The 23,105-nt window shown below is 38.9% G+C and carries 20 protein-coding genes; 15 read left to right on the forward strand and 5 right to left on the reverse strand.

From position 1 onward, the window contains the following. The first annotated feature begins 44 nt into the window (after nucleotides 1-44). The 6 genes from ACFSTH_RS16400 (at nucleotide 45) to ACFSTH_RS16425 (ending at nucleotide 6,717) form a co-directional block, all read left to right on the forward strand. Nucleotides 45-524 carry a DUF456 domain-containing protein gene (locus ACFSTH_RS16400; protein ID WP_377774971.1) on the forward strand — a complete coding sequence of 160 codons (480 nt, stop codon included), beginning with the start codon at nucleotides 45-47 and terminating at the stop codon, nucleotides 522-524. A gap of 46 nt (nucleotides 525-570) precedes the next feature. Then, nucleotides 571-2,280 carry a putative polysaccharide biosynthesis protein gene (locus ACFSTH_RS16405; RefSeq protein ID WP_377774970.1) on the forward strand — a complete coding sequence of 570 codons (1,710 nt, stop codon included), beginning with the start codon at nucleotides 571-573 and terminating at the stop codon, nucleotides 2,278-2,280. Nucleotides 2,281-2,404: 124 nt separating this feature from the next. Then, entirely contained in the window at nucleotides 2,405-3,940 is a 1,536-nt protein-coding gene (locus tag ACFSTH_RS16410; RefSeq protein ID WP_377774969.1) for a copper amine oxidase N-terminal domain-containing protein, read from the forward strand. A 197-nt stretch (nucleotides 3,941-4,137) separates the two neighbouring features. Next, on the forward strand, nucleotides 4,138-5,064 hold the full coding sequence (locus tag ACFSTH_RS16415) for a COX15/CtaA family protein (protein ID WP_377774968.1): 927 nt from the start codon (nucleotides 4,138-4,140) through the stop codon (nucleotides 5,062-5,064). Between the two features lie 110 nt (nucleotides 5,065-5,174). Next, nucleotides 5,175-5,912, forward strand: a complete 738-nt coding sequence (locus ACFSTH_RS16420) for a Cthe_2314 family HEPN domain-containing protein (RefSeq protein ID WP_377774967.1) — start codon at nucleotides 5,175-5,177, stop codon at nucleotides 5,910-5,912. Between the two features lie 22 nt (nucleotides 5,913-5,934). Then, complete coding sequence (locus ACFSTH_RS16425; protein ID WP_377774966.1) at nucleotides 5,935-6,717, forward strand: SDR family oxidoreductase; 783 nt, start codon at nucleotides 5,935-5,937, stop codon at nucleotides 6,715-6,717. A gap of 57 nt (nucleotides 6,718-6,774) precedes the next feature. Here ACFSTH_RS16425 and ACFSTH_RS16430 read toward each other — a convergent pair whose 3' ends face one another. Next, nucleotides 6,775-7,020, reverse strand: coding sequence for a NifU family protein (locus tag ACFSTH_RS16430; RefSeq protein ID WP_377774965.1), 246 nt, complete (start codon nucleotides 7,018-7,020; stop codon nucleotides 6,775-6,777). 64 nt (nucleotides 7,021-7,084) lie between these two features. On the opposite strand from ACFSTH_RS16430, the gene ACFSTH_RS16435 reads away from it, so the two are divergent. Beyond that, nucleotides 7,085-7,324 (forward strand): YuzB family protein, encoded by a 240-nt coding sequence (locus ACFSTH_RS16435; RefSeq protein WP_377774964.1) that lies wholly within the window; start codon nucleotides 7,085-7,087, stop codon nucleotides 7,322-7,324. On the opposite strand, the gene ACFSTH_RS16440 is transcribed toward ACFSTH_RS16435, so the two are convergent. Together ACFSTH_RS16440 and mqnE are read right to left on the reverse strand one after the other, a co-directional pair. Beyond that, nucleotides 7,321-8,391, reverse strand: a complete 1,071-nt coding sequence (locus ACFSTH_RS16440) for an NAD(P)/FAD-dependent oxidoreductase (RefSeq protein WP_377774963.1) — start codon at nucleotides 8,389-8,391, stop codon at nucleotides 7,321-7,323. The genes ACFSTH_RS16435 and ACFSTH_RS16440 overlap by 4 nt on opposite strands. Nucleotides 8,392-8,440: 49 nt before the next feature. Further along, a complete protein-coding gene (gene mqnE / locus ACFSTH_RS16445) occupies nucleotides 8,441-9,544 on the reverse strand; it encodes an aminofutalosine synthase MqnE (RefSeq protein WP_377774962.1) in 1,104 nt (367 codons plus the stop codon). 301 nt (nucleotides 9,545-9,845) lie between these two features. On the opposite strand from mqnE, the gene erpA reads away from it, so the two are divergent. The 4 genes from erpA to ACFSTH_RS16465 all read left to right on the forward strand — a co-directional run bounded on the left by erpA (nucleotide 9,846) and on the right by ACFSTH_RS16465 (nucleotide 12,199). Further along, on the forward strand, nucleotides 9,846-10,208 hold the full coding sequence (erpA, locus tag ACFSTH_RS16450) for an iron-sulfur cluster insertion protein ErpA (RefSeq protein WP_377774961.1): 363 nt from the start codon (nucleotides 9,846-9,848) through the stop codon (nucleotides 10,206-10,208). Nucleotides 10,209-10,847: 639 nt separating this feature from the next. Then, nucleotides 10,848-11,060, forward strand: coding sequence for a hypothetical protein (locus tag ACFSTH_RS16455; protein WP_377774960.1), 213 nt, complete (start codon nucleotides 10,848-10,850; stop codon nucleotides 11,058-11,060). A gap of 42 nt (nucleotides 11,061-11,102) precedes the next feature. Beyond that, nucleotides 11,103-11,258, forward strand: coding sequence for a hypothetical protein (locus tag ACFSTH_RS16460; protein WP_377774959.1), 156 nt, complete (start codon nucleotides 11,103-11,105; stop codon nucleotides 11,256-11,258). Continuing rightward, nucleotides 11,255-12,199, forward strand: a complete 945-nt coding sequence (locus ACFSTH_RS16465; RefSeq protein WP_377774958.1) for a response regulator — start codon at nucleotides 11,255-11,257, stop codon at nucleotides 12,197-12,199. Before ACFSTH_RS16460 ends, ACFSTH_RS16465 begins: the two co-directional genes overlap by 4 nt. Before the next feature lie 12 nt (nucleotides 12,200-12,211). Here ACFSTH_RS16465 and ACFSTH_RS16470 read toward each other — a convergent pair whose 3' ends face one another. After that, nucleotides 12,212-13,123, reverse strand: coding sequence for a helix-turn-helix transcriptional regulator (locus ACFSTH_RS16470; protein ID WP_377774957.1), 912 nt, complete (start codon nucleotides 13,121-13,123; stop codon nucleotides 12,212-12,214). A gap of 143 nt (nucleotides 13,124-13,266) precedes the next feature. Between ACFSTH_RS16470 and ACFSTH_RS16475 the strand changes: the two genes are divergently transcribed. The 4 genes from ACFSTH_RS16475 (at nucleotide 13,267) to pflA (ending at nucleotide 20,372) form a co-directional block, all read left to right on the forward strand. Beyond that, entirely contained in the window at nucleotides 13,267-14,337 is a 1,071-nt protein-coding gene (locus ACFSTH_RS16475) for a Gfo/Idh/MocA family protein (protein WP_377774956.1), read from the forward strand. A gap of 195 nt (nucleotides 14,338-14,532) precedes the next feature. Then, nucleotides 14,533-17,136, forward strand: a complete 2,604-nt coding sequence (gene adhE / locus ACFSTH_RS16480; protein ID WP_377774955.1) for a bifunctional acetaldehyde-CoA/alcohol dehydrogenase — start codon at nucleotides 14,533-14,535, stop codon at nucleotides 17,134-17,136. 59 nt (nucleotides 17,137-17,195) lie between these two features. After that, entirely contained in the window at nucleotides 17,196-19,454 is a 2,259-nt protein-coding gene (gene pflB, locus ACFSTH_RS16485; RefSeq protein ID WP_377774954.1) for a formate C-acetyltransferase, read from the forward strand. Nucleotides 19,455-19,580: 126 nt separating this feature from the next. After that, nucleotides 19,581-20,372, forward strand: coding sequence for a pyruvate formate-lyase-activating protein (gene pflA / locus ACFSTH_RS16490; RefSeq protein WP_377774953.1), 792 nt, complete (start codon nucleotides 19,581-19,583; stop codon nucleotides 20,370-20,372). A gap of 320 nt (nucleotides 20,373-20,692) precedes the next feature. Here pflA and ACFSTH_RS16495 read toward each other — a convergent pair whose 3' ends face one another. Next, on the reverse strand, nucleotides 20,693-23,050 hold the full coding sequence (locus tag ACFSTH_RS16495; protein ID WP_377774952.1) for a helix-turn-helix domain-containing protein: 2,358 nt from the start codon (nucleotides 23,048-23,050) through the stop codon (nucleotides 20,693-20,695). Between the last annotated feature and the right edge of the window lie 55 nt (nucleotides 23,051-23,105).

Consider the following 23,105-nt stretch of genomic DNA (forward strand, 5'->3'; position numbering starts at 1 on the left):
TTTGTAGCATTGTTTAGTTAGGCTTAAGTGAAGGAGCAAACTATATGGAGATTTTAGGTTGGATTATAATTGTTGCTCTATTTATTGTTGGAATGGCAGGAGCGATATTTCCAGTTTTACCAGGTGCACTTGCAATTTACTTTGCCTATTTTATTTATGGCTGGTTTTTTTCTTTCGGACCACTTAATGTATGGTTTTGGATTATTCAAACGGTAATTGTAGTTGTATTATTTGTAGCTGATTATGCGGTTAGTGCTTGGGGAGTTAAACGATTCGGTGGTAGTCGGGCATCCGTTATATTCAGTACAATTGGGATTATAATTGGACCTTTTGTAATACCAGGATTCGGGCTAATTGTTGGTCCTTTTTTAGGTGCAGTCTTTGGTGAGATGATAGCAGGATCGTCATTCGGAAAGTCGTTACAAGTTGGTATTGGTTCTGTTGTAGGATTATTTACAAGTACAGTTGTCAAGATTATTTTGCAATTAGCAATGATTGTTCTATTTATTATCTGGGTAGTTTAGAATCAATCAGCTCTAACAAAGAACAGGGAGAAGGCAGTTATCGGTTATGTTAAAAAAAGATAATTTAATTAGAGGGACCTTGATATTAACCGTTGCAGCATTGACCGCCAGAGTGCTAGGTTTGTTCCAGCGTGTACCGCTTGATTATATGCTCGGTAGTCAAGGGATGATAGCTTTTACTATCGCCAATCAAGTGTATATGGTATTGCTAATTATTGCGACAGCAGGTTTCCCGAGTGCTGTAAGTAAAATGGTGTCTGAGCGATATGCGCTGGGACAACCTGCGGAGGCCAAACGAATTTTCCATGCTGCGCTAGCATTTGGGGCTATTACTGGTGTCATTTTATCCGCTACTCTGTTTATAGTAGCTCCGACATGGGCTAAAATAGCTGATTTGCCAAGTGCCTACTTGGCAATTAGAGCGATTGCTCCAGCGTTACTACTCTTTCCAATTATCGCTATGATGCGTGGCTATTTTCAAGGAAGACAGTTAATGTCTGCTGGTGGTATTTCACAAATTGTCGAACAATTTATGCGCGTCCTACTTGGGTTAGGTTTAGGTTTAATCGTATTGGATCTAGGTTGGGGCGACGATTGGGCTGCTGCTGCTGTTACATTCGGTAGTGTGTTTGGTAGTATTGGCGCGTTTGGAGTTATGATTTGGTTTGGTCGTAAACTAAAGCGGCAAGATCAAATGGAGCAAGTAAAAGTAAAGCCACGCTTTAATGCGGAAGCGTCCGCTGCATTAATGATGAGTTCGAGTAGTAGTAAAAGTGTCAGAAACAGTACAGTCAACCAAGGAAGTAAAACGAAGTTTCGTAAAATATATCGTGAAATATTAGCGATGTCTTTGCCAGCGCTACTTACTTCAATGACGGTCAATTTAATTTATTTGTTTGATACTTCTTTTTTTAAACGACTTACTTCCGGATTTTATACTGCCGAGATGTCTGATATTGTACAAGCAGATTATGGGATAAAAGCTATTTCTTTAGCCGGTATTCCACCTATTTTGGCAATTGCACTTGGATCAACGATTATTCCAGTCATTTCGTCGGCTTTTTCTGTAAACAATATGAAAGAAGTACAGAAGCAAGCATCATTAGTGATGCGAATAGTTTGTTTTACAGGAGTTCCGGTCGCCTTATTATTAGCGATTGCTTCGTATTCTGTGACAGGATTGTTATTCGTTAGCCCAAGCGGTTCTGACGTAGTGGCATTGCTTACTATTGGTACAATTGTCCAAATAACGATGATGACAACAAATTCGATACTGTATGGTATGAGCAGATCGAAAACATCGATGTATCATACTGCAACTGGTTTATTATTAAAAGTGGTCATTAGTGTAGCTACTGCTCCGTTTATAGGTATTTATGGGCTTATACTAGGTTCAACGATTTGTTTTATCGTTATTACGATGTTGAATGTTCGTACGATTAATCAAATTGTTACGTTGCGAGTATTGGGTAAACGCTGGGTTCCTTATTTGTCAGCTGTTGCTATCGCAGGGCTTGCTGGTTGGTTATCTGAAAGAGGCGTTCTACTTTGGACGACAAACTTGCCGAATAAAGTGTCTTACTTTATTAGTGCATCCGTGACAGCTGCTGTTGTTGGTGCATTATATGTGGCATTGCTATTTGTATTCAAAGTGATTACAGCGGATGATCTACATAGTTTTCCTAACAAATTGCGTAAGCCATTAGAGAAAATAATGAGGATATTTACTGGAAATCAAAAGATGCGTTCCAAGTGATTAGACATTATTCGTTAAAACTTCTCATTTACACCTCCAAGATTTACTAGTACACTTATGGTTAGGTATTAGTTAATCAAAGTGTGGATATTTTTTATTCGTACTGAAAAAAGGAGAAGTGTAAATGTCAAAAAAGTTGTTAAGATCTATGTTAACCATGCTACTGGCAGCGACATTGTTAATTGCAGCCGGCTGTCAAAATGTAGGTGACCTTAATCTTAATGAGGCACTAAGCAAATCATTGAAGGTACAATCAGTAGAGAGCAAACAATCTATTGCATTGGAAATTGACTTAAACGAAAAGTATGAAGCGACAGCTGAAGTTACCGATGTTATGCAGTTGTTTAGTAAAGTGAAACTAGATATTACTCATGCAAAAGCAGATAAAGATGGTAATGCATCTGTAGATGGTACTATTTATTTTGCTGATAAAGCTGGAATCAAATTTTCGATGCAAATGAATGCTAAAGTAATGGCATTCCAAATAGATGGTGCGAAGCAGCCATTCTACCTTCCGTTAGATTTGGATGCCGAAGAATTTTCGGAAGAAGAGATAGCTGAAGCGAATAAGCTGCAATTACAAATTACCGAGTTAATTGGTAAATTTATTATCGAGAAATTACCTTCTCCAGACGGACTAGCCGTACAACCTGTGAAAGATACTGTTAACGGGGAGTCACTTTCCTTGATGCAAGTAAGTGCAGAAGTAGATGGTGAACAATTATTAACGTTACTTACGCAATTTGTAGATAACCTGTTGAAAGATGAAGCTGGCTTTAAAGTGGTTATTACTGAAGTTATTAAATTAGTGATGGAAAATCCGTTGTTTGCAGAAGAGATGGCTTTGATGTCAAGTGACGAAGAGCTTGATCAACCGAATGTCGATGATATTGCCAAAGAACTATCGGATACACTGTTCGAATTTTTAGTGGAAATGCGCAAAGAAATGGGAGATTCGATTACGACAGAATCGATTGGTTCTATTTTGAAAAAAGTACTACATGCAAAAGTTGATCTGTTCTTGGATAAAGAATTACAAACTAGAAAGCAACATGCAGAAATCAATGTAAACTTGGGCAAATACAAAGAGTTTAAGGATATGCCGTTCCATGCGATTCGTCTTAAGTCAACATCAGAGAGTTGGAATATGGGCGGTAACGTTAAAGTAGATAAACCATATAAACCAGCAGAAAGTATTGAACTAAGTGAGCTGGACTATATGGAAGGTTTTGAAGTATTGCAATTATTCGATAATAAATCCGAACTATATTCTATACTAAAAAACAATTTCCATATTACAAAACAAACGTATCATGGATTTTTAGAAGAGTATGAGGGCGCTCCAGTCATTATGCCAGGTAATATTACATTAGTATCGCTTCGTGATATTGCTGATTATTTTGGTGGGGAATTGAAATATGATAAGAAAAGTAAGACAGTTACTTATAATGACATAGCGACTAATACAGTTATTAAAGTTACTTTTGGCAGTAAAATAGCTGAAGTGAATGGCAAAAAGGTTGAGTGGAGATATCCAACTATTAACATCGATGGTTATGGTTACGTTGATGCTCGTAATTTGGCTAATGCGCTAGGTGCGAGTATTAAGTGGGGCGATGACTATGGATTTAAATTGTTAACGATTGAGCGTGAGCTTTAAGTTAAAGTTAGTATTACGTTCAAGTATATAGTCAGCACTACAATTATAGTAGGGTGAAGGTTGTTGTGACCTTTATCCTACTTTTTTGTATTTCTATCCGGCTATGTGATAAGGTTCACATTTTCAACATGGCTTTTAGGCTGGCTTATCGCTATAATTGAAATGTTATTAATTTTTTGAAATTAGGTGATTTTATTATGGTAACCGGCCGCTTTCGCAAGTTGGCTATTGTGACATGTATCGGAATGCTTATCGTATTATTAGCCGGAGCTTTAGTAACGAATACGGATTCAGGAGCTGGATGTGGAACGGACTGGCCACTATGTAATGGGAAATTTATCCCAGCCTATACGGTGGAGTCAATGATAGAATATTCGCATCGCTTCGTGAGTGGCGCAGAAGGAATACTTGTGTTAATTGTTACGATTCTTGCTTATCGGATGTATAAGCGGGATAAGCAAGTATATAAAGAGCCGTATTATTATGCAGCAGCAGCTTTATTATTTACTGTTATTCAAGCGCTTATGGGCGCTGCCGCCGTTAAAATGCCGACGAGTGCTGCCGTAATGGCCATTCACTTCGGAATATCGTTAATTGCTTTTACAGCTACATTCCTTTTAGTGGTGTGGACTTATCGAGCGAAACATGGCGTACCACCTGTCTTTAAAGTGCCACGTGTTATTGTGATGCCTACATTATTGATTGCGATTTATTGTTATGTGGTTGTTTATTTAGGAGCTTTTATTCGTCATACAGATTCAGCGGGTGGTTGTTTGGGATGGCCATTATGTAATGGTGAAGTTATTCCAGAGTTGCAAGGGGCAACGGGGATCGTCTTTTTACATCGAGTAGCCGCTTTAGTCTTTGGTCTTGCTATTGTTGCACTTTATTTCTTTATAAAAAAACAAGTTCCCAATCGAGAAGTTGGTTTAACTCATTCTGCTGGCTGGGTGCTAGCACTTGTAATTATTCAAATTTTCAGTGGTGCTTTACTTACGTATTCAATTGGCGATGAGAATTGGTTTTTGTTTACCAGTTTATTGCATAACGTGATTATTGTTGCATTATTTAGTATTGTTATTGATATTTTAATTCGGGCATGGCGATTTAGTAGTCAAAAGTAAGAGGAATGAAACTTCGGATGGATAGATGTTCAAAATTAAAATATTCTTCTAGTTGCAAACTACTTAGGGCATACTAATCCAGCTGTTAATGCAGGATGGAGGAAATGTAGATGCTTAGATTTTTATTCGATGAACAACAAGCAGTATCCAATCAATTAAAACCGGCTTATGAAGTTATAGATCGATTCGGGCAGTTAATAAAAGCACAATTAGCAGAAATAAATGATGGGGAACAGGAACAACTCAAAAAAAGGCGTATGTATGAAATTAGTGCCAAAGGATTACGAGCGGCGCTGGATGAATTAGAGCAAAGTCATTATGTTGCTCAAAAGCTACATTCAACAATTTCTGCTAAAACCTTGCAGGAAATGTCAAGCGAAGAGCGAATTAGTTATGATAGATATGTATACTTTGATAAAAATGGTTTTATTAGAGTATTTTCTTTGTTAGATAAATTAGGTACTTTTCTAAACGAGATGTTGCACTTGCAAACAGAACGAGTAAAACCACACTTTTCGTATTTTACCGTTTTGCGTCATATGCGGCATAAACAAGTTCATATGGTATTGACAAATCCGTTGAATGAATCGAAAGAGAAGTACAAAGAATCGGTAAAACGACTGCGCAAACGACGGAATACAGAAATTCATTATATGAATTCAGAAATGCAAGATGATTATATTCGTAGTCAACGTTTGTACGGAGATGAATATGAATTGCATAATTTGCCGTTAGAAAATTTGCAGCAGCAAGTGATGGACCTGCAAGAGGGGCTAACTATGGCTACAGAAGCATTGCAGCTCGTGTTTGCTTATGGTTGCCAGTTGGTCAATAAAAAGCAGCTATAATAGGGCAAAAGGTGGAGAATCCGTGGAGCTTAAAGGAAAAACAGCTTTAGTGACTGGAGCTGCCAAAGGGCTGGGGAAACGAACGGCACTGCAATTAGCCGAACAAGGCTGTAACATTGTTTTAAACTATTATTCAAGTGAGATGGAAGCTGTTGAAGTTAAAAGACAGCTGGAGCAATTTGGAGTGGACGTAATTTTAGTACAAGCAGATATTAGTACGACAGAAGGTGTGGACAAACTAGCTAATCAAGCTATTGCCAGTATGGGTGGAGTTGATATACTAATCAACAATGCCGGACCATTCGTACGAGAACGGAAGTTGTTTGTCGATTATGATGAGCAGACGATGGTTCATTTGTTACATGGTAATTTACTTAGTGCGATGTTGCTTGATCATAAGCTGTTGCCTTACATGATGGAGAAAAAATGGGGACGAATTATCCATTTTGGATTTGGTCATGCTGGCGAAGCTAGAGCATGGCCACACCGTGCCGTATATGCAGCTGCTAAGACGGGGCTCGTCTCCTTTACAAAGTCATTAGCAGTAGAAGTAGCTCCTTATGGTGTAACGGTTAACTTAATTGGTCCGGGAGATATTCGTGGGAATAATAAAGAGCTAGCGATAGCTGATGTATTGCATCAGCAAGATGCGGAGTCACCTTCTGGAAGACCGGGTACTGGTGAAGATGTTGCACGTGTTATTTTGTTTTTGTGCAAAGAACAATCCAGTTTCTTAACAGGCAATGTCGTTGATGTGACTGGCGGGTTTGATCCAATTCGTGCCAATATTAAAGGGATAATGTAACAAAAGAGTCTTATCCGGCGAAGCTGAGCAGCTTCGCATAGGATAAGACTCTTTCAATTAAAACACTTGCATGACTTCTACGACACCTTCAACTTCTTCTAGAAGAGCGCGCTCGATGCCTGCTTTAAGCGTTATTGTTGAACTTGGGCAACTGCCACATGCACCTACAAGGCGAAGCTTAACAATACCGTCTTCAACGTTAACTAGTTCAACATCCCCACCGTCACGTTGTAGAAACGGGCGAAGCTTATCTAGTACGTCAAGCACCTCATCATACATTGTATCGCTAACTTGGTTACTCATTGCAATCAACTCCCTTCTCCCCTATTATAGTACAATAATCAATTAATATAAAGCTGGTGAATGTATGATAAAACAGGTAATTGAATTTTGTGCAAGTAATACCCACCACGGTACCGATAGAGTAATGGAAAAACTGGAAGATATGGAGCAATTTACAGTTATTGAATATGGTTGCCTTGGCAATTGTGGAGAGTGTTATTTGCTTCCGTACGCACTAGTAAATGGCACTATCGTTTCTGTCCAAAATATGGAACAATTATTTGATCGGATATTGGCTGAAACAATAGAAAAATGTAAGGACTAGCCACGATGCCGTTTTGATTTCCATAAAACACCGCTCTTAATAAGGCGTGGAACACGTCCCATTATCGGAGTACTGCCCATCACACCAAATCCACTTTTCTTCCCTAACGATCCGAGCATCCCTTTTAACTTAATAATGGTTAGCTTTGGGGTGCGATCGTGCCACTGCGCATGCAGTATTTCCGCTATTTGCTTGCCTTGTGCTCCTGCCGCCTGACCACTTGGTGAGTACGGTAAAGCGGCGCAATCTCCAGCAATGTAGACATTAGTGAAGTCGGGTAGCTGATGATGCTCGTTAATAATTAATCGCCCCATTGTATCTTTGGGAAGATTAATCGCTTGAACCAATTGTACAGGTTGGATGCCTGCGGTCCAGACGGTAATATCGGTAAGAATAGTATCTTGTTTCGCATTCATGTCATATAATTGACCAGGCTCGACCCGTTCCAAATTAGTATGTCCACGCATTTCGATATGATGCTCCATAAACCATTCGGAAACGAACGTTTGTAGTCTGCCAGGAAAAGCAGATAATGCTTTGTCGTTGCGATCAATTAGTCTAATATTCAAATCGGGACGACTTTCTCGTAATTCGCTAGCTACTTCTACGCCACTCAACCCGCCACCAATAATCGACACTTGTCCATAGGGCTTCACATCATTTAAGGCAGCAGAAGTTTTACGCACGGCTGAAAAAGATTGGATACTATAGGAGTATTGTTCTGCGCCTACGATATTATGATATTTGTCGGTGCAGCCTAGACCGATAACTAGCCAATCATAATACAATTGTTGTCCATCGGCCAAATTAACGAGCTGTTGCTCCAGCTGCACATTGGTTACATCTCCATAGACGTAACTTATTCGCTCATCTTCAGGGAACGGCACCCGTAATTGCAAATCGGATACTGTACCTGCTGCTAATGCATAAAATTCTGTTTTCAATCCTTGAAATGGTAAGCGGTCGACTAACGTAATCATAATATCAAGTGGTAAATTTCTACTTAGAAGATCAGTAATTAATGAATGACCTCCGTATCCACCACCAAGTACAACTAAATTTCTCATTGTTTAACAAGCCTCACTATTCCTTATAATAGCTGTAGCAAAAAGACTTTTACTGAAAGACCTCGATTTCATTATAAAATGTATCTCGTTCTACTGGAATACGACCAGCACCTTTAATGAGCCAAATTAAATCTTGTTTAGTAATCCCTTCTGGAGTTAGAGCGCCAGCAGCATGACTAATTTTTTCCTTGACGATTGTACCATGTGCATCAGAAGCTCCCATCGTTAAAGCAACTTGTGTTAACTGCACGCCAATATTAATAAAGTATGCTTTAATGTGTTGAAAGTTATCTAACATTAGTCTGCTTATTGCTATCGTTTTTAAGTCTTCAAAAGCTGAATTTCTTCTGCGAATTCCTGCTCTTGGATTAATCGGCTGCATGGAAAGTGGAATAAATACTAAAAAGCCGTTCGTTTCATCTTGAAGCTCACGAATATACATTAAATGTTTAATGCGATCTTCTTTTGTTTCAATCGAGCCATATAGCATCGTTGTATGGGTACGTAAACCTAATTGATGAGCGGTGCGATGAACTTCCAAATAAGCAGATACATCGGCTTTGTTGACATGCATTTTTTGACGGTAATAGTCAGATAAAATTTCTGCGCCACCGCCAGTTAAAGATTTTAAACCAGCAGCCATCAATTGTTGTAACACTTCTTTATAGCTCAAGCCACTAATTCTTGCGAAAAAATCGATTTCCGCAGCAGTATAAGCTTTTAATGTAACGTCAGGATATTTTTCATGAAGTGCTTTTAGAGAATCTACGTAATATTGAAAAGGCACATGTTGATTATGCCCACCAACGATATGAAATTCTCGGACTCCGGGATGGTAGTGTTTTTCTACATATTCAATCATTTGCTCTCCTGTTAATGTATATGCTCCTTCATCACCTTCGTCTTTGCGAAAATTACAAAAAGCACAGCGAGATTCACAAACGTTTGTAAAGTAAAGACTCATATTTTCAATAAAGTAAACTTTTTTTCCGTTTTTCCGCAAATTAACTTCGTTGGCTAACTGACCAATCGTTAACAAATCATCAGATTCATATAAAAATACGCCATCTTCTAGTGTTAGACGCTCACCATGTTGCACTTTCTCGATGATGCGCTGCATGTGAGAGGTTTCATTTGGTACAATAATATTCATTCGCTTTTACCCTCCATATGTAACATTCCATAATACTTGTGAAAAAAATAACAATTAGACGTAAATAGATACTACTACGATTATAAACCTCTATTCAGTGAAGGGGCAATATAATGTAACACTTTTCACAAATTTAACTGTTATTCTTCAAGCTGAAGGGAGTTACAGCTATCTTTAGGAAGAACATAGAAAAAAAACATAGGAATATACGCCAGTTGAGTGAAAAGCAATTATACAGTATACTATAGAGAAGTAAGTGAATAAACTATATTTTTATTTAAGTTATATGGAGGGATGTAGTATGATCGATATTAAGATCAGTGAACTAGCATCTGAAAAAATAAAAGAAATGATTGCTAATGAAGATATACCGAACTTGTTTTTGCGTCTAGGCGTAAATGAAGGTGGATGTAGCGGCTTTTCCTACGGTATGGGTTTTGATGATGAAGTGAAGCAAGGGGACGAAAAGCTAGAGCTAGACGGCATTAAAGTAATTGTAGATGAAGACAGTCGTAAATATTTGAATGGGTTAGAAATTGACTTCAAAGACGCTGTAATGGGTGGTGGATTTACCATCGATAACCCGAATGCTTGGGTTACATGTGGCTGCGGATCTAGCTTCCGTACGAAAAAAGATGCTGGTAAACCGGATAGCGATTGTTAAAAAAATAACATAATATAAGAAACTTCTAAGGGTGTCCAGATAGTTAGTGCGAACTAACTTTCCGGACACCTTTTTTTGGTTAATTGTTGAACATAGGAACGGAAAACCGTTATTACATCGTTATTACATGTAGATAGGAACGTAAAATCGCCATACATGTGGGATGTAGCGGAAAATTGCCATTACGTGCAGTATTTGTAGCGAAGCTTTATACGAAGAAATGTTTAACCAGTCACGTGTAGCCGTCTTTATCGAAAGGGTTTGTATGAAAAAACGTATAAAAGTTCATCTGTAGCGGTGTGTGGCGAAGGTTTTATACGAAAAAACGTATAAACGGTCACGTGTAGCGGTCTATATTGGAAGGGTTTGTATGAAAAAACGTATAAAAGCTCATTTGTAGTGCTCTGTAGCAAAGTTTTTATAGGAAAAAACGTATAAAATTCCTTTTGAAGTGTATTCCTGTAGCGATTCCAAATCAGATTAGTGATTGAAAAAAAATCCGGATGTTATGTTGTTTATTATTTGTTTATTGCTCATTGCTAAACTATATAGGTAATTCAGCATGTGACATAAGAAAGAGGAGGCATTTGATTTATAATAAAATGGATACAATCGGTGGGAAAGGTGATTTGTTTCTTATTGCTACTAATGATAGTAGTCGAACCGTTGGCGGCAGCGAGTAAGGTGGGGGCAGCTTCAGATCCTGAATTAACAGTTGTTGGAAAGTGGACGGCATACGGGCGGAGCGGAATTGTAAAAGGAACGGAGCCGGGATCGTTTAATTTTCTTAGTGATGTAGCTGTTGACGGTGCTGGAAATTTGTACGTGGCAGATTGCAGATACACTAAATAATCGGGTGCAAAAAAGAGATGCGATATCAGGTGAATGGACCGTATGGGCAAGTCAAATGGAGCAAGCGGACAGTTGATCGGTGAATTCAATGCACCAACTCACCTTGCTGTTGATAAGGATGGTAATGTGTTTGTGTCTGAACAGAGCAATCAGCGTACCTGTGTAAATGGGAGCAAGGAAAGGAGAGGGAGCGGTTGAGCATAATCGTTGTGGACGATGAATATTTGGCAGCCCAGCGATTATTTCGGTTGCAAGAAGAAGGAATAACACAGCCAATTGCTGTATTTCATGATCCGCAACAAGCCTACCAATACGCAGAACAAAGGGAACTAAAGTTGGCGTTTTTGGATATATCGATGCCGACTATCGACGGTATTTCTTTGGTTAAATTGTTGCATAAGTTGCAGCCAAGCTTTCGGATTGTATTCGTTACTGGCAACAAAGAGTATGCCATTCAAGCGTTTGATATAGGCGTAGTTGACTACATATTGAAGCCGGTAATGAAGGAAAGATTGCATACAACAATACAGCGGATGGATAATTGGAACGAGCTAATGAGTCAGTCCTTTGCCATGAAACTATCTGTTCGTTTATTTGATCAGTTTATATTGACAACAAGTGCTGACGGTCAACGCCAACCACTAAAACTACGCAGTCCAAAAACAGAAGAATTATTCGCCTTTTTGTTGTGCCGCAAAACAGTAAGCAAAGATCTGGTCATTGACGTTCTATGGCCGAACATGACTCCAGAAAAAGCTTGGAAAAATTTGAACTCCAATTTATATTATATACGCAAATCGCTAGATGCGAGAGTCATACCCAATTGTATGACGACATCTGGATCAGAAATTAAAATAGATGCTAAAGCGTACGACTGGGCGATGGATGAGGCATATCGCTTGGAACGTAGTTATATTCACTTGTTAGAACATGCCGCTAAAGCGTACGAAGAAGCAGAAAACTTACTACCGGAGCTAGAGTGTTATCAGCACATTATTGCATTGGATCATTTGAGAGAAGATATTCATCGTCAAATTATTCGGATCTACTACCTACTTGATCGGCGTAATGACGCAATATTGCAAACGAAACGACTGCAACAAATTACACGTGAATTGGATGAAACGATGCCGAATTAGACGGTACATCTATTATGGATAAGTAGTAACGATCGCTTTACGAACTTGGGATGGGGTAACTCCTTTATACTGTTTGTAGAGCTTGCTAAAGTAATTGGCATTATCACAGCCGACTAAGCTTGCTATTTCATAAATAGCATATTCGCTATCGAGCAATAGTCGTTCCGCCTCGTTTACTCTGCACATATTGACATATTCAATAAAGGTACGACCAGTCAGTTTTTTGAATTGCTTGCAAAAATGAAACGGATCTAAATTTACGATGGTTGCTGCGTAATTAACCGTTAATTTATGATGATAATGCTGCTCAACATAATGTAGTAATTGTTTAAAACGTTCACGATTAGCAAAATAATAACTAGACAAATGTGTTTGCTGATGGTGATTGCTTGTCCGATAGTTACGTGCTAGCTGAACAAGCAGCCCATATAATGTTGTTTTGACAATAAGCTGATAACCTTCCTTCACCTCGGTTAGTTCATTTAATATGTGCAGCAATGCTTCATGAAACTGGTGATCCCATATCGTATCTAGCGATACAGCAACTGGAAAATGCAATATCCCCTCGATGAATGGAGCAAGCATTTGGGCATGGATCGGATCATGTAGCCAATCTCCAAATAACGATGAATTGAACACTAATGAATCATATATGATTATACCTTCTGACTGTGCATATCCGACATGTAAACTACCGCCAGGAAGTAGTAACACTTCACCTGGTTGCAAAGGATACGGTTTACTATCGATATAAAAAATAGCTGTACCCGTTTCCATTCGAATAAACTCCATATGTTCATGCCAATGTAGTGTAAGGATACAATCGTCAATACGAGCATGCGATGCTACATTATGAAATCGTTCAATTGGATATGTTTTTTGCAATAAACGAGTATTTTCCCATAATTCCTTAGGATGATTCATCCTATCATCACCACCACAATATTAGACTAATGTTAGCCAACTTCATTTAGTGAAATTAAGGAATGTGTACTATATAATGAAGCTGATAGAGTAACTATATGACAATATTGTAATGGAAAGCAAGTTACTTAAGGAGGGATATTGTGCAAAAGCATTTTCAAGTACTGTTAGTCGGGTGTGGTAATATGGCTCATGCTTGGATGGATTATATTGTAACGCGCCGTGATGTAGAGGTGGTAGGGTTAGTAGATATTCATCTGCCTGCAGCAGAAGCCTTTGCCATGAAAAAGCAGCTAAACGTGCCGCTTTTTACTCATATAAATGATGCACTACAGCAAATTACAGCAAATTTGGTATTAGATATATCGATTCCGAGTAATCATTATGAAGTAGCAAAATTAGCGATGCAGCGTGGCTGTGATGTGTTAGCCGAAAAACCGATGGCCGAGTCGATCGAACAATGTTTGGAATTAGTAGAGATAGCGAAGCAGACGGGTAGAACACATGCGATTATGCAAAATAGAAGGTTTGATCCGAAAATAAGAGCGCTACGACAAATGTTAGATCAGCACGTCATTGGGCAAGTTGGTTTTGTTAGTGCTCAATTTTACTTGGCACCTCAATTTGGTGGTTTTCGTGAACAAATGGAAAGTCCATTACTGCTAGATATGGCGATCCACACGTTTGATCAAGCGAGATTAATAACAGGGGCTAATCCGGTATCTGTTTATTGCCATGAGTTTAATCCAGCAGGTTCGTGGTACGCTGGCAATGCGATGGCGATTTGTATCTTTGAAATGTCGGATGGCTCCGTTTTTCATTACAATGGCTCTTGGTGTGCGGAAGGGGCTCCGACTTCTTGGGAAGCAGACTGGCGGGTGATTGGCAGTAAAGGAACGGCTATATGGGATGGTCATCATGAACCGTATGCAGAAATCGTTCCATTGCGAGAACAGCAGGAGGCAGCTCAACAACAAAGATTAATGAAGGAATATCTACATGTTACTGCGGAGATGGCAGAGATGACGTATACTTTTCATCACGGATGTCTTGACCATATGTTTCAAGCGCTAGTGAACGAGGAAAAGCCAGAGACGGACAATAGTGATAATATATATAGTATGGCGATGGTACTGGCTGCACTGGAAAGTGCGCGTATGAAGCAAAAAGTAGAAATTGCATCTTATTTGGAACAAGCGGCTCGTCAAAAATAATCTGTCTTATCAACAGATGGGAAAATTTAGTGAATAGCGTGAACAGACCTTGCCATTGGTGGAGGTCTGTTTTTTATTACAGAGTAGAAGGCGGAGTGACCGATGTTACTTCCGGTGATTAAACTCACATGCAAAAAATGACTTTTGCATTAATATAATGGTATAGCTTATTAATAACGAAGGAGTTGGTGCGTAATGGCCGCAAAGGATTGGGGCACGCATGCTAATCAGGCGACAGCAGCATCACAATCACAAACCGATGTCCTTGTGAGCCGCGCCAAACAAGCGCAAGAGCAGTTTATGTCTCTTTCACAAGAACAAATCGATAACATTATACAAAAAATGGCACTTGCTGGTTTGAATCAACATATGCAGCTTGCGAAGCTTGCAGTTGATGAGACAGGCAAAGGAATATATGAAGATAAAATTACAAAAAATATTATGGCAACAGAAACAATTTATCAACATTTGAAACATGATAAAACAGTAGGTGTCATTGAAACAAATGAATATGAAAATTATAATGTTATAGCTGAGCCTGTAGGTGTAATTGCAGGTATGATTCCTTATACAGATCCGACATCGTTTACGATGTTTAAAGCTTTAATGGCTATTAAAACTAGAAATCCTATTATTTTCGTCTTCCATAGCAGGGCAGAGGAATCTAGCCGACGAGCAGCACAATATTTATTAGCAGCAGCACTAGAAGCGGGAGCGCCAAAAGATTGTATTCAATGGTTAGATAAGCCCGATGAAAAGCAAGTGGATCTATTAATTGCTCATCCAGATGTAGCGTTAATATTAGCTTCTGGTGATGAAACTATGATCAGGCGAGTCCATCGTACAGGGAAGCCAACGCTCGGTTTGAGCCCAAGTAATGTTCCTTGTTACATTGATCGAACTGCCGATTTAAAGCAAGCTGTTACTGATCTAGTTCTATCGAAAACATTTGATAACGGCATGCCAAGTGCTTCAGAACAAGCGGTCATCATTGACGAAGCGATCTATCCAACAATGAAACATATGATGCAAGCGCTCGGTTGTTATTTTGTTAATGAAGCAGAGAAAGAACGGCTGTCACAGTTGTTCACAAATATGAGGCATTCCGATGAACTTATAGGTCAATCCGCATGGAGCATTGCAGAACGTGCTAAAATAGAAGTACCAGCACATACCATTATTTTGGTGGCAGAACTTGCTGGTGTTGGGGAACAATATCCGTTATCTGCTCACAAACAATTTCCAGTACTTGCTTGTTACAAAGTAGCTGATGTAACGCAAGGGATCGAACGTTCAATGGAAGTGATGAACTATAGTGGAATTCCACATTCGGCGGTTATTCATTCCAATGACGATCAATCCATTCAACAATTTTCTAACTTATTACCAGCGATTCGAATAATGATTAATTCTCCAGCTAGTTTAGGAGCGATTGGTGATCATTTTAGTACGAACTGGCCGTTTCTTACGTTAGGAAGTGGAAATACAGGTACATCCGCTGGTATAAATTCTGTGAAGTTGCTTAATCTAAAGCGAATTTCGGAACGAACAACGCATATGCAATGGTTCAAAATACCGCCTAAATTGTACTTTGAAAAAGGTTCTACGCAGTATTTAGCGAAAATTCCGAATATTCATCGGATTGTTATTGTGACAGATAAAAATATGGTAGAGCTTGGTTATGTTAAGAAAGTAGAGTACTATTTACGGAGACGAAAAAATGCGGTACAAATCGAAGTAATTGCTGATGTAGAATCAGATCCATCGATTGAAACGGTACAAAGAGGTGCGGCAATTATGCATCGATTTGAACCGGATTGTATTATCGCTCTTGGTGGAGGGTCGCCGATAGATGCAGCGAAAGCTATGTGGTTATTTTATGAATATCCCGATACAGATTTCCAATCTGCCAAGATGAAATTTATGAATATGCGTAGCAAAGTATATAAATATCCGAAGCTAGGGAATAAAGCGCAGTTTGTAGCGATACCGACTACTTCCGGCACTGGTTCTGAAGTAACTTCTTACGCAGCTATATCTGATACAGAACATCGATTGGATAAGCATACACTATTGGATAGTGAACTGACGTCTAACGTTGCTATCATTGATCCGGAATATACGTACACGTTACCTGCGAGCACGGTAGCTGATGCTGGGATGGATGTATTAACACATGGAATTGAAGCATATGTTTCTATTATGGCAAGCGACTTTACCGATGGTCTGGCGATTAAAGCGATTGAGCTAGTATTTGACTACTTGGAGCATTCGTTTTCCACTGGAGATAAAGTAGCCCGTGAAAAAATGCACAATGCTTCGACGATTGCCGGAATGGCTTTCGCTAACGCATATTTAGGTATTTGTCACAGCTTAGCTCATAAGTTTGGTATTTATTTTAAATTACCACATGGCCGAACGAATGCTGTACTGCTACCTTACGTTATTGCTTATAATGCACAACGACCTACTAAGTTCCAAGCTTATTCTAATTATAATCACTATCAAGCAGATACGCGTTATGCTAACATTGCTCGGATGCTGGGGCTACCTGCTCGTTCAACCGAAGAAGGTGTTAAAAGTTTAATTAACGCTATTATAAAATTAAATAAATCGCTAGGAATTCCAGAAAGTTTTATGGAAGCTGGAATTGCAGAAACAGAATTTTTAACAGTGGTCGATCGATTAGCCAGTTCGGCTTTTGAAGATCAATGTACAACTACTAACCCGCGCATGCCGCTCATTTCAGAATTAGTACAGTTATATCATGATGCATATTATGGTAATTTGTCGAAATAGCGGCCTGTCTTTTCATAGATTAATGCAATTGCATGTAAATTATTGAGGAGGAATGCAACATGTCTACAGTTAAAACAGAAACGGAACGATTACAAGCATGGGAAAAATTTAACGATGGTGTCTGGCAAGAGACGATTGACGTTCGAGATTTTATTGTACAAAACGTCAGTACGTATACAGGTGATGATACGTTCTTGGCAGGACCTACAGAGGCTACAGATAAATTATGGTCCATCATCAGTGAATTAACGGTACAAGAGCTTCGCAATGGTGGCGTGCTGGATGTTGATGTGAATACACCATCTACTATCGTATCGCATGGACCAGGGTATCTAGACAAAGATTTGGAGCAGATTGTCGGTGTACAAACGGATGCGCCATTCAAACGTTCGGTTCAGCCATATGGTGGTATTCGGATGGTAGAAGATGCATGTAAAGCTTACGGCTTTGAATTACCGCAAGAAATTGTCGCTATTTTTACAGAAATTCGAAAAACACATAACCAAGGTGTGTTTGATGCTTATACACCAGCAATGCGGGCTGCTCGTCGCGCGGGTATTATAACTGGGCTACCGGATGCATATGGTCGAGGCAGAATTATTGGAGACTATCGTCGTGTTGCTTTGTACGGCGTAGATCGACTGATCGAAATGAAAAAAGCAGATATGAAGCTGACAGATAACGTTGCAATGACAGAAGAGGTTATTCGTGAACGCGAAGAGCATTCGGAGCAAATTCGCTCTCTCATGGAATTGAAACAAATGGCAGCAAGCTATGGCTACGATATTTCTCGTCCAGCTGTAAATGCAAAAGAAGCAGTACAATGGTTATATTTCTCCTATTTGGCAGCAATTAAAGAACAAAATGGAGCAGCAATGAGTTTGGGACGTGTATCTACGTTTTTAGATATTTATATTGAGCGTGACCTGCAAGCGGGTATATTGACGGAGCAAGAAGCACAAGAAATTATTGATCACTTCGTTATGAAATTACGGATCGTTAAGTTTCTACGTACGCCAGATTATAACGAACTATTTAGTGGGGACCCAACATGGGTAACAGAATCGATTGGTGGTATGGCGGAAAATGGGAAATCACTTGTTACTAAAAACTCATTCCGTATTTTACACACGCTATACAATTTAGGACCGGCTCCTGAACCTAACCTAACGGTTCTATGGTCAGAAAGTTTGCCAGATGCGTTCAAACGATTCTGTGCGAAAGTATCTATCGAAACAAGCTCCATCCAGTACGAAAATGATGATATTATGCGTCCTCACTTTGGAGACGACTATGGTATAGCTTGCTGTGTGTCTGCGATGCGTATCGGTAAACAAATGCAGTTTTTCGGAGCACGTGCGAACCTTGCCAAAGCTTTATTGTATGCCATTAACGGTGGTGTCGATGAAGTATCAGGAGCTCAAGTTGCTCCTAAAGCAGCACCAATTGTAGATGAGTATTTGGATTATGATATCGTTATGGAAAAGTTCGACAATATGATGGAATGGCTAGCTGAATTGTATATGAATACATTGAATGTTATTCACTACATGCATGACAAATATAGCTATGAGCGTATCGAATTTGCTCTCCATGATCGTCAAATTTTACGTACGATGGCATGCGGTATTGCTGGTCTATCCGTAGTAGCTGACAGTTTAAGTGCAATTAAATATGCGAAAGTTCGTCCAATTCGCAACGAGCAAGGGATTGCTGTAGATTTTGAAATTGAAGGAGAATATCCTCAATACGGTAACAACGATGATCGCGTCGATCAGTTTGCAGTTTCCATCGTGGAACAATTTATGAGCAAATTAAACAAACACAAACCATATCGAGATGCGATACCTACACAATCTGTATTGACGATTACATCGAACGTTGTTTATGGTAAAAAGACAGGTTCTACACCTGATGGACGTAAAGCTGGTGAGCCATTTGCACCAGGTGCGAACCCAATGCATGGACGCGATCGTAAAGGTGCGCTAGCTTCACTATCCAGTGTTGCGAAGTTGCCATATGATCATTCTTTAGACGGCATATCGAATACTTTCTCCATTGTTGGTAAAGCGTTAGGTAAAGATAGTGAATCACAATCGACTAACCTTGTTTCCATGCTTGATGGATATATGGGACAACAAGCGCATCATTTGAATATTAACGTGTTTGATCGCTCAACATTAATTGATGCGATGAATCACCCAGAGCAATATCCGCAATTGACAGTTCGTGTATCTGGTTATGCTGTTAACTTTATTAAACTAACGAAAGAACAACAGCTGGAAGTAATTAGCCGGACATTCCACGGAGAAATTTAAGTTAAATAGTAAACGATAAGATAAGGCGGCCTGCCCGGTTTTTGTGGGCAGGCTGCTACTATTTACAATAGCTAAAGATATAGTAATATTAATGTAACAATGATTTTGGAAAAGGGGAGAACAGCGATGAGGACGGTCACACCACCGCAATCTGATTTAGAGGTAAAAGGACGCATCCATTCATTAGAGACATTCGGAACGGTGGATGGACCAGGTATTCGTTTCGTACTGTTTTTGCAAGGTTGTGCGCTACGCTGTCAGTTTTGTCATAATCCAGATACATGGGATACGACGATAGGAAAAGTAATGACAGTACGCGAAGTAATCGAAGAAATTAGACCATATGTCGGTTACTATACTCGTTCTGGCGGGGGATTAACTGTATCTGGTGGGGAACCGACATTGCAAGCGCCGTTTGTGGCGGCATTATTTCGAGCAGTAAAGCAAGAGTTAGGGATTCATACTGCGCTTGATTCTTCTGGTTTTAATGAACCGAACCATGTAGCTGCTACAGGCTTGTTCGATGCAACCGATTTGGTTATGCTTGATTTGAAAATGATCGACGAACAAAAGCACCACAAGTTAACGACGCAATCCAACAAACGCATTTTGCAGTTTGCTCAATTTTTAGCAGATCATAACAAGCAAATGTGGGTAAGACACGTCGTTATTCCTACTATTACAGATGAAGAAGAAGATATCGTGAAGCTAGGACAGACGATTGCACGCCTCGGTAACGTAACACGATTAGAATTGCTGCCATATCATATAATGGGGAAATACAAATGGCAGGAATTAGGATTAACTTATGAACTTGAACATATTGAACCACCGACAAAAACGAAAATGCTGCAAGTAAAACAAATCGTGATCGACCAACTTATTGATAAAGAGCTAGATATTAATATTGGGATGTAACGCTTAAATAACATAGCTTGGTTCTTCCTTTGAAGAAGGGGAGTGCCAAGCTATCCGTTTTGTACGATTTTTCACACAGTGAATGGTCTTTTCCAGGCAGTGATGACTGATTTAAATGATAAATCGTATAAAATTTAGCTTTTTGACCGCCGCACCTAGCTTTTTGTACGCTTTTTCGTACAATAGGCTTCGTTTGGGGTCAATTTAGAGGCAACTTGTGTGAAATATCGTATAAATTGGTTTCTACTTCATGTAAATAATAGAGTTGTGAGGGACTATCTACATCTTTATACGTCAAGTACTGATTTTGAGGTAGAACCTTAAAAACTAACGTTTTGATTTTCATTGGCTATTAGATTTGTTTGTTTGGCAATCTCCCGATACTTCCCCGGTGTAATCCCTTCATGTTTTTTAAACACTCGAATAAACCCGATATCATTGGCGTAGCCTACCGTTTGAGCAATATGCATAATTGTAAAACTAGTAGTCGAAAGTAGCTGCTTTGCTTCTTCCATTCGGATATAGGCGATATATTCTGTAATATTGATATTATTATGTTTTTTGAAAAAAGTTGATATGTAGGCTGGAGCCATATTGAAAGCGCTAGCAATTGATGTTAAAGATAAGTGATGATCTAGCGCATGATCTTGCAGGTGCTGCTTTAGTTGCTCATTTAATTTGATGGCAGGATCGGTTTTGGCTGCTGTTACATTTTTACATATAGAATAGCAAACCTGTTTAATTGCTTGTAGCATTTCTTGTACAGATGCTCTATCCATCACATAACGAATAAGATCAATACCAGGTAATAGTTGTTTACTGTCAATTTTTAAGGCATTAACTACTTTCATCACAGTGCTAAGTATATCAATCATCATAAACTTACCCGTTTCGGACGTTACAAGATCGTGTGACATATTAAAAGTATATAATTCCTCTAACAGTTGTTCGGCTTGTTCATAATCACCGCTTTTTAAAATGTTAATAAAATGAATTTCAGATTCGAGTGAATATTCATAATAGCTCGGTTCAATGTTTTTTATTTGATCAAAGTAAATGATCGCTCCAGTACCATGGATAATACGGTAATCTAATGCGCTCATCGCTTCGCTATAGCAACGGGCAATTTGTTCTGCACCTGCATGAATGGAGCTGGAGGCAAACGTTATATTTAGTTTAAATCGTACTGTTGCAATCTGTTGCAAATTATTAATTAATTCGTCACGCATTTGTTTGGCAATAACTCGATCATCCGCTACATTAAATAGTAGCGCTACTTGATTTTTACCTGTTTCCACGACGTAACCATTATCTCTCATAAGTTCACTACTTAAATTGAGCAGTATAAATCGGACTAGTGCCCATTCCTGCTCACTATCTTCGCGCCGAAACTGACTAGAATCATCACAATCAATAATAACTACGCAATGGTTTCCATTATTCAAATGAATGCCCATAAAATCTAACGAACCTTCTTGCATCATTGCCGCTGAGCTACGATTTTGCAAAATCCTCGTTAAAAAGTGTGAACGGACAACAGGAGCATGATCAGCAAGCAAATGCTGCATTCGTTTTCGATCTTGCATATTATGTTCAATTGCAGTTTTGATAAAGTCATATTCATTAATATATCGTTGGTTTGAATTAGTTTTTAGATTGTTGTCATTACTTTCATTGGTTTCTTTCGTAAGGACACGAACCAAATCTCGCACAGGGCTGTAGTTACGATATGCTAACCAATAAGCAACTATAGCGCCAGCGACTATGGCGATGACTAATAGTATTAGAGCAAGCTTCGAAATTTGATGAATAGGTTGGAGAACAATATCACTAGGCATGACAGAAATATACTTCCAGCCATTCATCCCTTCCGTTTGTGAAAGAAGAACATTTTCTGATTGGAGTGATAATGTGCGATATCCGCTTTGAAAAGAATCCATCTGAATAAAATCAGGCAATTTTTTTTCGGATGCAGTAGAAATAAGTACTTGCCCGTCATCATTGATAATAAAAATGTTAGCATTATTTGCTTTTTCTACTTGTTCCAGCATGTTTAATATCGTTTGTTCATCAATATATAGAACGAGCATCGATCTAACATTATTTGATTCACCAAGCGGTAACGAAACTTTAACAGCAATTTGATTGAGAAATACGGATTCGGCATGTTCGGTGTAGACGGGTTCCGCAGGCACAAAGCTTTTAAAATGATATCCGCTTAGTAAAGTTTCCCTTTGTTTACTTAAATCGAAGTTACCATAGCGAGATATTTTCTCTAAAAACATTTTTGTATCCGTTTTCATGCCTGGGGTTAAAATAATATCCTTTCTTATATCATGAATGAAAAAGCTGTTAACTAATTTGCTCCCGGAACGAATATTTTTGAGCGCAGTAACTGCTTCATGATTGGTAATATAGTCGTTTGCTTCATTAATACTCCAAAACAGTTGCAGCTTCGGATTAGTAGCTATTTGACTAATAAGTAAATCAATTTCTTCCATTTGCTGGTCAACAGTAGTACGTACTTGCTCTAGCATCGCATAGTTGGAACGGTTAGCATTTTCGGACATCATCGATTTTACGTTGGAGTATAGAACGACAGATAAGGCTACTGGAATAATTAGAATGATAATATAGGACAACCATAGAGTAAGAAAAACAACGTTACGTTGACGCATAGTATGTCCCCCCTCAAATACTTCAAACGAGCTAGAAATAATGATTTATACAATC

The sequence above is a fragment of the Paenibacillus yanchengensis genome (assembly GCF_042684845.1).
Classification (GTDB): Bacteria; Bacillota; Bacilli; order Paenibacillales; family Paenibacillaceae; genus Pristimantibacillus; species Pristimantibacillus yanchengensis.

Bases quoted from the DNA above. Each gene is read 5' to 3' on its own strand.
- ACFSTH_RS16400 (WP_377774971.1), top strand. From the start codon at position 45: ATGGAGATTTTAGGTTGGATTATAATTGTTGCTCTATTTATTGTTGGA.
- ACFSTH_RS16405 (WP_377774970.1), top strand. From the start codon at position 571: ATGTTAAAAAAAGATAATTTAATTAGAGGGACCTTGATATTAACCGTT.
- ACFSTH_RS16410 (WP_377774969.1), top strand. From the start codon at position 2,405: ATGTCAAAAAAGTTGTTAAGATCTATGTTAACCATGCTACTGGCAGCG.
- ACFSTH_RS16415 (WP_377774968.1), top strand. From the start codon at position 4,138: ATGGTAACCGGCCGCTTTCGCAAGTTGGCTATTGTGACATGTATCGGA.
- ACFSTH_RS16420 (WP_377774967.1), top strand. From the start codon at position 5,175: ATGCTTAGATTTTTATTCGATGAACAACAAGCAGTATCCAATCAATTA.
- ACFSTH_RS16430 (WP_377774965.1), bottom strand. From the start codon at position 7,020: ATGAGTAACCAAGTTAGCGATACAATGTATGATGAGGTGCTTGACGTA.
- ACFSTH_RS16435 (WP_377774964.1), top strand. From the start codon at position 7,085: ATGATAAAACAGGTAATTGAATTTTGTGCAAGTAATACCCACCACGGT.
- ACFSTH_RS16440 (WP_377774963.1), bottom strand. From the start codon at position 8,391: ATGAGAAATTTAGTTGTACTTGGTGGTGGATACGGAGGTCATTCATTA.
- mqnE (WP_377774962.1), bottom strand. From the start codon at position 9,544: ATGAATATTATTGTACCAAATGAAACCTCTCACATGCAGCGCATCATC.
- erpA (WP_377774961.1), top strand. From the start codon at position 9,846: ATGATCGATATTAAGATCAGTGAACTAGCATCTGAAAAAATAAAAGAA.
- ACFSTH_RS16460 (WP_377774959.1), top strand. From the start codon at position 11,103: ATGGGCAAGTCAAATGGAGCAAGCGGACAGTTGATCGGTGAATTCAAT.
- ACFSTH_RS16470 (WP_377774957.1), bottom strand. From the start codon at position 13,123: ATGAATCATCCTAAGGAATTATGGGAAAATACTCGTTTATTGCAAAAA.
- adhE (WP_377774955.1), top strand. From the start codon at position 14,533: ATGGCCGCAAAGGATTGGGGCACGCATGCTAATCAGGCGACAGCAGCA.
- pflB (WP_377774954.1), top strand. From the start codon at position 17,196: ATGTCTACAGTTAAAACAGAAACGGAACGATTACAAGCATGGGAAAAA.
- pflA (WP_377774953.1), top strand. From the start codon at position 19,581: ATGAGGACGGTCACACCACCGCAATCTGATTTAGAGGTAAAAGGACGC.
- ACFSTH_RS16495 (WP_377774952.1), bottom strand. From the start codon at position 23,050: ATGCGTCAACGTAACGTTGTTTTTCTTACTCTATGGTTGTCCTATATT.